The organism is Sinomonas sp., assembly GCF_036848755.1.
Classification (GTDB): Bacteria; Actinomycetota; Actinomycetes; order Actinomycetales; family Micrococcaceae; genus Sinomonas.
In genome coordinates, this window is the sequence record NZ_DAIUJO010000139.1 from 1 (window position 1) to 8,052 (window position 8,052).

Consider the following 8,052-nt stretch of genomic DNA (forward strand, 5'->3'; position numbering starts at 1 on the left):
CAGGGAGACGGGCAGCCAGTGCCGAAGGCTCGGCAGCACGGCCAGGCGGCTGCGCGCGGGGCGGGCGCGCTCGTCGGCGCGCAGGACGGAATCGGGGTGGCTCATGGCACCCATCCTCGGACCCGGCCTCTAAGAGGGCTCTAAGAACCGCGGGCCTCGTGTGGTCCCCGCTCCGCTGGGGCGCTCTGGCAGGCTTCGGCTGGGGTGTCCGGAAGCGGTGGAGGCGGGAGCACAAGTTGACCTGGGTCGGCCGGCTCAGCGGGGCCCGTCTTTTCTTAGAGCCGTCTTAGACCCCCCGGCGCACCATGGACACCATGACCGGACGCCGACCGAGGAGAACCGACCATGCCTGACCTGACCTCACTGCTGTCCGGCTCGGGGCCGTGGCTGATCGCGATCGTGGCGCTCATCATGTTCATCGAGTCCGGGCTCCTGTTCCCGTTCCTGCCCGGGGACACCCTCCTGTTCTCGCTCGGGGTCCTCGGGGCCCACCTTCCCCTGCCCCTGCCCGTCCTGGTCCTTGTCGCAGCCCTGGCCGCGATCGCCGGCAACGAGGTCGGCTACCTCATCGGGAAGGCCGTCGGGCGCCGCTGGTTCCGGGCCGACGCGAGGGTCCTCAAGCTCAAGCACCTCGAAAGCGCCGAGGCGTTCTTCGCCCGCTACGGCGGCCGGGCCCTGGCCCTGGCCCGCTTCGTCCCGATTGCCCGGACCTACACCCCGCTCGTCGCCGGCGCCGCGAGGTATCCCCGCCGCCGGTTCCTGGGCTGGAACGTGCTCGGCGCCGCCGCCTGGACCGTCTCCGTGACGCTGGTGGGGATGTGGCTCGGGCACGTCGAGTTCGTCGCCAAGAACATCGACGCACTCGCCACGCTCCTGGTCCTGGCCTCAGTCGCCCCCTTGGGCGTGGAGGCCCTGCGCCGCCGCGCCAAGGCGCGCCGCCAAGCCGCGGCAGTCCTTGAGGGCGAGGTGGACTGAGTGGCGTTGACCGCCCGCATCCGCAAGGCGGGCCGCCCCTGGAAGGGTTCGGGGGAGGCGCGGCAGAGTCTTCCCTGATCCGGGAGAGGATACTGCAGCCGTTCCCCGCGATGAGCGCCGGGGCCGCGCCCTGCGCGACGGCGCCCGGTGCGGACCCAGCCGTCTGCTCTGGGCTGTGGCATCGCTGCTGGCGCGCGTCGGGCCGCTTCGGCTCGGCCGGGGGCCCGCGGACCGCATCCGGGCCTGGTAGCACATGCGGCCACGACGTGTGTGCTGCTGTGGGAGAACGGGGACGGGCCCCGATGGGAACCCCAGCGGTGCCGCGTGGAGCCTTGGCTGGGGCGCTCCGGCCCCCGGGGCCGGCCTCCGCCTGGCTGGTCCGCCCGGTCCTTCCCTGTCCCGGGGGCCCGCCACGGCGGGGACCGTTCCGGACGAGGGATCTTTCCCGGGCTATTTGACGCAGGGGATGCCTCCGCCCTGGAGCGCCCCGGTCCAGTCCGCGTAGGTCGGCCTGGGGGCCGGGGACTGCGCGGGAGCCGAGCGCTGCGCGGGGCTGGCTGGCTGCGCCGGGGCCGCGAGCGTGGCTGGGGCGGCCGATGTCGTGGCAGGGGAGGACGCGGTGGGCTTGGGAGTGGGATGGGACGTCGGGGCCAGGAGCGACCTGACGGTGGCCCGGACCTGGGCGAGGTCGACGGTGTTGATGGACTGGCCCTGGGGCGACCAGCCGAATCCGGTGATGGGCAGGGTCGTGAAGGAGATGCTCCCGCCGGTGAGGGAGCTGGCCTGCTGGAGGAGCTGGATGAGGTCGAGCCCGGAGTCGACGGCGATGTTCTTGCTCACGGCGTCCAGGACGTTCTGCATCTTCGGGATGTCGGCCAGGGTGCCGGCCTGCCTGAGCTGGTGCAGGACCGAGACGATGAAGGCCTGCTGGCGCCGTTCGCGGTCCAGGTCGCTGAAGCTGTAGCCCGTGTCGGAGGTGTCCCGGCGCTGCCGCACGAACGCCATGGCCTGCTTCGCGTCGATCTGCTGGAGGCCGGCCTTGAAGTCCACCCCGGAGTAGGTGTCCCGGGTGGCGCGGTTGAGGCAGACCGCGATCGGTGCGATAGCCTGGGCGACCTGGTAGAACGCGGCCATGGTGAGCTCGACGAAGTGGTCGATGTGCGCGCTGCCCAGGAACCCGGACACCGTGGCGATCTCGGCCCTGCGACCGGCGTCCCGGGCCTTCTGGTAGGCGGCGGGGCCGTCGGGCTGGCCGGCCCTGAGCAGGGCAGTCTGCTCGGCGGCCAGGGCGTACCCGTAGGCTTCCTTGACCTTGGCCTTGAACCCCGCCCCGGGAAACCCTGCCGTGGTGACGTAGTCGTCCCTGGGGATGGAGATGACGGTGGCCTTGGACCCGTCGGCTGGAATGTGGACGAGCATGAGGACGTTCGCGTTGTACCCGCCGACGCCGCTGCCGCCGGCGTGCAGGGCGCTGTAGACGTCCTGGGGGAGTGGTTTCCCGTCCTCGCCGAGGCGCGAGTCCATCCCCATGATCAGGATGTTGGTGTCCGCGCTCAGCTTGGGGACGGCCTGGGCTGAGGGGTCCGAGAGGATGTCGGAGCGGTGGATGCTGCCGTCGATCCGCGCGGCGGCTACCCCGATGTAGGCCAGGCCGCCGGACAGGGCGAGGGCCACGGCGAGGACCAGGCCCAGGAGGGCCCTGGGCCGGGGGCGCCGGACCCTGAAGCGGCGCCCCGCCCCGTCAGGCGAGCCTGCACCGACGGCCCGCCCCCTCGCCCGCGGGGCCCCGGGCGCCCTCGGGCGGTGGTGGAGGGGTCTCTGGCCGGTCCGTGCTCGGGCATCGGGGGCTCCTGCTCTCCTCGCTGATGGATTCCTCGCCTGCCGGGCGGCCAGCCTCGGAGCGTCCGTGGGCGTTCCATCCCTCCATGATGGGCGGCCCCCATCCGAGGGTTCTCTCTCTGGGAAGGGCTCGTGCAACTGTTCGGTGGCGGCGGCGCCTTCCCTCTGCGGGGGACCGGCGAGAGGGCCTGCCGCGGGTCCTCATCCGGCGCCCACCCGCACCCGGGCCCGGCGCAGCACCGCGATGCCCGCGGCCAGAGACCACGCCCCCAGTGCCGCGGGGGCCAGGACGTTCCCGGCCGCTGCTCCCGGGACCGCCGCGATGGCCGGGAGCAGCACGGCGATGGCCAGGGCGGTGCGGGACAGGGCCGGGCCGAGGGCAGCGGCCCCGGCACGGGAGATCCCGGCGAACAGGATCGGCCCGGGCACCAGGGAGAAGGCCGCGGGGAAGCAGGCCGCCACCGCAGCTGCGGCGCCTGCCCGTGCCTCCCCCGCTGCGGGGAGGACCGCGAGGGCGGTGGCCTCGGCCAGCCACAGGGCAAGGACCAGGGCCGCGCCCAGGACGGCGGCCAGCCCGGCGAAGGTCCCAGCGGTCCCGGCAAGGCGCACCAGGGCCAGGAAGAACAGCATGCACAGGGCGCTGCCCGCCCCGGCCAGGGCCCCTGCCGGGCCGAACAGCTCCACCAGGCCAGGGGACAGCGTAGCCAGGCGCCCCTGGGCAGCGGGAGCCGCTCCGCTAACGAGCGCCCAGCCCAGCGCCCGGGCAGTCAGCAGCACAGCCCCGACACAGCCCAGGAACCCGCCGACGAGCGAGACGGCAGGGTCCGAACGGCGCGGCGGGGCCGTGGGCGCGGCGGTCAAAGGGAACCTCCTCCTGCTGATGGCCTGTTCACCGGTGACGGGGCTCCACCCGCGGTCCCGGCGGCACCAGGAACATGGGCGGCAGCCCCATGCGGGGCGGGCAGGGCGCATGGGGGACGCTCCCGCCCGCCCCTCCCAGCCATTCCCGGACCAGAAGGCGGCACCGGGGGCGACGGACCGGGGGCCGCCGCAGGGCAGGGCTGCGGGGCCCTGAGAGGAAACGCCCGGCTGGAGGCTTGACCACCGGCGCTGTCCTGTTCCCGGCCCCGCCCGCACAGTATCGTCCCCGGCGGCTGAGAGGGAGCTGAGGACCCGCCCGGTCGGGGTCGCCGCCCCTTGGACCCTATTCTGGGATTGCCCGCGCCGGCCGAGGAGGGCGTGCTCCTCCGGCCCGTGCCGTGGAGAGCGGACCCTGGACACCCGGGCAGCGGGGCGGGGCCGCTGCCGTGCGAGGGTCTGCCCCCGCTGCCAGCAGGGCCTTCCAGAGTCCTCGGAGACTGCCGCGCTAGCCTCGGGGCCTGCCCAGCTGCCGTCCGTCGACCCGAGGGGAGCCGCCATGCCGGATCCGCACGATGCCCCTGGAGCCAGCCGCAGGCCAGGGGAGCCCTGGCGGGGCCTCTACCGGCAGCTGATCGACCGCGACCGGCGCCGCCGGTCCCGGCGCCGGAGGATCGCCGTGGTCTCCGCGGCGGTCGTCCTGGCCCTCGTCCTGGCCAGCGGGGCCTTCGCCGCGGCGGCCTACTTCGGCCTCGTGTGCGGGATCCGGCGCTCCGATGCGCTCACGGGAGGGTCGGGGTTCGGCCAGGACGTGAACATCCTGGTGATGGGCCTGGACAGCAGGCTGGACGAGAACGGGAAGCCGCTGAGCCAGCAGGACTACCAGGCCCTGCACTCCGGGAACTCCTCGGACGGGGGCTACAACAGCAACGTCCTGATGGTGCTGCACGTGCCCAAGGGCGGGGGCCAGACGACCGCGGTGTCCATCCCGCGTGACGACTGGGTGTCCATCCCCGGGTCCCCGGACGGGATGTCCCACGGGAAGGTCAAGCAGGCGTACGGTTTCGCGATGGACCAGGCGATGCGCACCCTCCAGGCCAGCCCCGGGGGCAGGAGCGCCTCGGAGATCTACCAGCAGGCCCGCGACGCCGGACGGAAGGCCGAGATCAAGACTGTGGAGCAGTTCCTGAACATCAGGATCGACCACTTCGTCGAGATCACGATGGCGGCGTTCCTGGACGTCGCGAGGGCCCTGGCCCCCATCACGGTGTGCCTGCAGGAGGCCACCAAGGACTCGTACTCGGGCGCGGACTTCAAGAAGGGCGTGCAGCAGCTGGACGCCCAGCAGGCGGTGGCGTTCGTGCGCCAGCGCCGCGACACCTCCGGCTCCGGCCTGGCGCTCTCGGACCTGGACCGCGAACGGCGCCAGCAGGCCTTCATCGCCTCCCTGCTGCACCAGCTCAGGCAGACGAGCACGCTCACCGACGTCGGGAAGATCCAGGGCCTCCTCAACGCCGTGAAGGACAAGATCGCGGTGGACCGGTCGCTGAACCTGGTCGACTTCGCGTTCAAGGCCAAGCAGCTCGCATCCGGGCACATCAGCTTCGTCACCCTGCCGATCCTGCGGTTCGGCTGGTCCTCCACCGGCGAATCGGTCAACATCGTCGACAGGAGCGCGCTCCAGGCCGAGGTCGCCAGGCTCTTCTCGCCCCCGCCCACAAGCACCCCCAACCCCTCCCCGTCCCAGGCCCACATCCAGCAGGGGCCCCCGCCCGCGCAGCAGGCCCCGGCAGCCCAGAGCCCGGGAGCGCAGGGAGGACCATCGCAGCCCTCGTCCGCGCCGACCTACAACGCCGGGAACTGGGCAAGCGTCCTCCAGAGCGGTGGCATCCCCTGCGTCCGCTAGGACACCGCTGAACAAGGGATGATCTGCCGGTGTGGGTGCCGGGGCTGGGCGCGTCCAAGGCTGGTGCTGGTGGCGGTTGTCGGCTTGTCTGACGGTGGCGCGGGAGCCGGATGGGCTTGTGGGATGGCCGTGCCGGGGGTCTGTTTGGGCCTCCGGGGCCGCCGGCTGGCCCTGCGGGGGCTTCTAGCCGATGGCCCAGGCCCCGTTGATGCTGGTGAGTCCGAGATTGACCATCCGGCGCAGGTTCAGCCCGGCCGAGCGCAGACTGAGCCAGGCGTTGTTCCTGGCCACGCCGAGGTAGGGCACGCGCCGGTTCCCGCGGGCGAGCCAGGCGATGGAGCGCTCGACCATGGGGCGGTGGCGTCGGTAGGTGGCGATGAAGCCGGGGTCGGTGGCGCGGGCCCGGTGTTCGCGCTGGAGCGCGTCATGGGGATGCAGGGTCAGGGACTTGCCGTCCTTGGCGCTCGTGCAGCGGTCCCTGAGCGGGCAGCCGGTGCAGGCACCGCCGAAGGTGACGCGGCGTTTGGCACTGATCCTGCGGGTGAGGCCGTTGGGGCAGGTGACCGTGCCGGCGGCCTCGTCCACGGTGAAGTCGTCTGGGGTGAACCCGCCCGCCACAGCCGGGCGCAGCGGCCAGGGCTTGATCACCGGGATGTGCCCGGCCGCAGCGACGGCGGCGAGCATCTCCCCGGTGCCGTAGGCCGAATCGGCGAGCACTTCCACGCCCGGGGCGGTGATGGTGGCGTCCCTGCCCAGCAGGCCCGCGCCGACGGCCGCGTCGCCGTTGCCCGGCCCGGAGGCCTTCGTCAGCGCGGACGCGGTGATGATCCCGGTATCGGGCTCGACGACGATATGGGCCTTGAACCCGTCCTGGCGCCTGGCCTGGGTCTTGTGCGCGTGCCGGGCGTCGGGGTCCACGGTGGAGATCACCCGGTCATAGGCGGTCTTGCGGGCGATCCGCCACCGCCCGTCGGTGCCGTCGGAATCCTCGGCCGGCTCCACGTCCTGGCCGGCGACCAGGGCCAGCAGCGCCACGGCCTCGGCGGCCCTGCCCTCGAGCCCGTCCGTGTCCAGGGCCGACAGCAGCGCCAGCGCGTCCGTGACCAGGGCCGAGACCAGCCCGTCCCGGGCCGCGGGGTCGTCCCAGGCGATCCGCGGCTTGCCCGGCTGGGCGTAGTCGTGGCCGGTGCAGGCCCTTGCGATCAGCCCGTCGGCCCCCGGCACCTCCCGGCCGACGCGGCGGATCGCGGCGATCAGCTGCGTGACCGTGTCCTGGCGGGCCACCGCGTCGTCCAGGACCGTCGAGTCCAGGGCCCGGCGGGCCTTGGCCTTCAGGACCCCGGTCTCGGCGACCACGGCCGCGACCGCCTCGAAGATCCGCTCCGGGCGCCCGCTCGCGGCCAGACGCCGGCGCCAGTACGTCAGCGTCGTCGGATGGAAGGCCTTCGTGGTCACCGCGTACCCGCAGGCCGCCTTCCAGCGCAGGTCGTAGGTCACCGCCTCGGCGGCCTCCCGGTCCGAGAGCCCGTTCAAGGCCTGCAGGACCAGGACCGTGGCCACAACCTCGGCCGGGATCGAGGGCCGCCCACGCCCGGAAGGGAACAAGTCCTCGAACATGGCGTCCGGAAACAGCACCCGACGGTGCCCTGCCAGGAACGCGAAGACGCTGCCGGGATCCAGGAGGTCCCCAGCCAGCGCCTCGACGTCCAGGATCTCCCGCTGCCCATCATCACGACCCTGCATAGACCAAGTCTTAACGATCAGCAGAAGGAACCCGGCAGGCACGCCCCAAGCGCAGCAGATTGTTCAGCGCGGTCCTAGGGGGCGGCGTCGGCTGGCTCACGCGACGCTTCGGCGCCGCCAGTGACAACCTGCGCGCCGTCGACTTGGTCACCGCCGACGGCAGACTCATCAGGGTGGAGGCGGAGAGCGAGCCGGAACTGTTCTGGGCGCTGCGCGGCGGCGGAGGGAACTTCGGCGTCGCGACGGCGTTGGAATTCGATCTGCACGACGTCGGGCCCGAGGTCGTCGCCGGCCCGGTTATCTATCCGATTGACCAGGCCCGTGAAGTCTTGGCGGGATGGTGCGCGGCTGTGAAGGACCTGCCGGAAGAGGCGATGTCGGTCGCGGTCCTGCGCACCGCTCCGCCGGACCCACCTTTCCCAATTCGACTCTGGGGACAGCCAGTCCTTTCCCTGAGCATGATGTGGAGCGGGGCCGCGGAGGACGCCGAGAGCGGACTTCGGCCCCTGCGGGGTCTGGGCTGCCCCGGAGTGGATGCCGTGGGACCCAAGCCTTACGTCGCTGTCCAGAGCTCCCAAGACCCCTACTGGAGGCCTGGTGCGCAGAACTACTGGAAGGCCGACTATCTCTCCGGCCTCGACGAGGCCGCCATCGCCACGCTCGTCGACGCTGCGGCGTCGTTCACCTCTCCAGGCTCGGACATCAAGCTCGCTGCCCTCGGCGGGGCGCTT

6 protein-coding genes are annotated in these 8,052 nt (G+C 72.6%); 3 read left to right on the forward strand and 3 right to left on the reverse strand.

The genetic code is table 11. From position 1 onward, the window contains the following. The first annotated feature begins 345 nt into the window (after positions 1-345). The gene (locus V7053_RS16555) at positions 346-975 is read left to right on the forward strand and encodes a DedA family protein (protein WP_334173372.1); all 630 of its coding nucleotides are present in this window, start codon (positions 346-348) and stop codon (positions 973-975) included. Between the two features lie 450 nt (positions 976-1,425). Here V7053_RS16555 and V7053_RS16560 read toward each other — a convergent pair whose 3' ends face one another. Beyond that, positions 1,426-2,649 (reverse strand): LCP family protein, encoded by a 1,224-nt coding sequence (locus tag V7053_RS16560; protein ID WP_334173373.1) that lies wholly within the window; start codon positions 2,647-2,649, stop codon positions 1,426-1,428. A 366-nt stretch (positions 2,650-3,015) separates the two neighbouring features. Continuing rightward, positions 3,016-3,675 carry a hypothetical protein gene (locus V7053_RS16565; RefSeq protein WP_334173374.1) on the reverse strand — a complete coding sequence of 220 codons (660 nt, stop codon included), beginning with the start codon at positions 3,673-3,675 and terminating at the stop codon, positions 3,016-3,018. Positions 3,676-4,231: 556 nt separating this feature from the next. Here V7053_RS16565 and V7053_RS16570 point away from each other — a divergent pair. Beyond that, positions 4,232-5,578, forward strand: coding sequence for an LCP family protein (locus tag V7053_RS16570; RefSeq protein ID WP_334173375.1), 1,347 nt, complete (start codon positions 4,232-4,234; stop codon positions 5,576-5,578). 183 nt (positions 5,579-5,761) lie between these two features. Here the strand turns inward: V7053_RS16570 and V7053_RS16575 are convergent, their stop codons facing one another. Continuing rightward, positions 5,762-7,321, reverse strand: coding sequence for an IS1182 family transposase (locus V7053_RS16575; RefSeq protein WP_334173376.1), 1,560 nt, complete (start codon positions 7,319-7,321; stop codon positions 5,762-5,764). Positions 7,322-7,380: 59 nt separating this feature from the next. Here V7053_RS16575 and V7053_RS16580 point away from each other — a divergent pair. After that, a partial coding sequence (locus tag V7053_RS16580; protein ID WP_443022656.1) for an FAD-binding oxidoreductase occupies positions 7,381-8,052 on the forward strand: 672 nt, incomplete at its 3' end.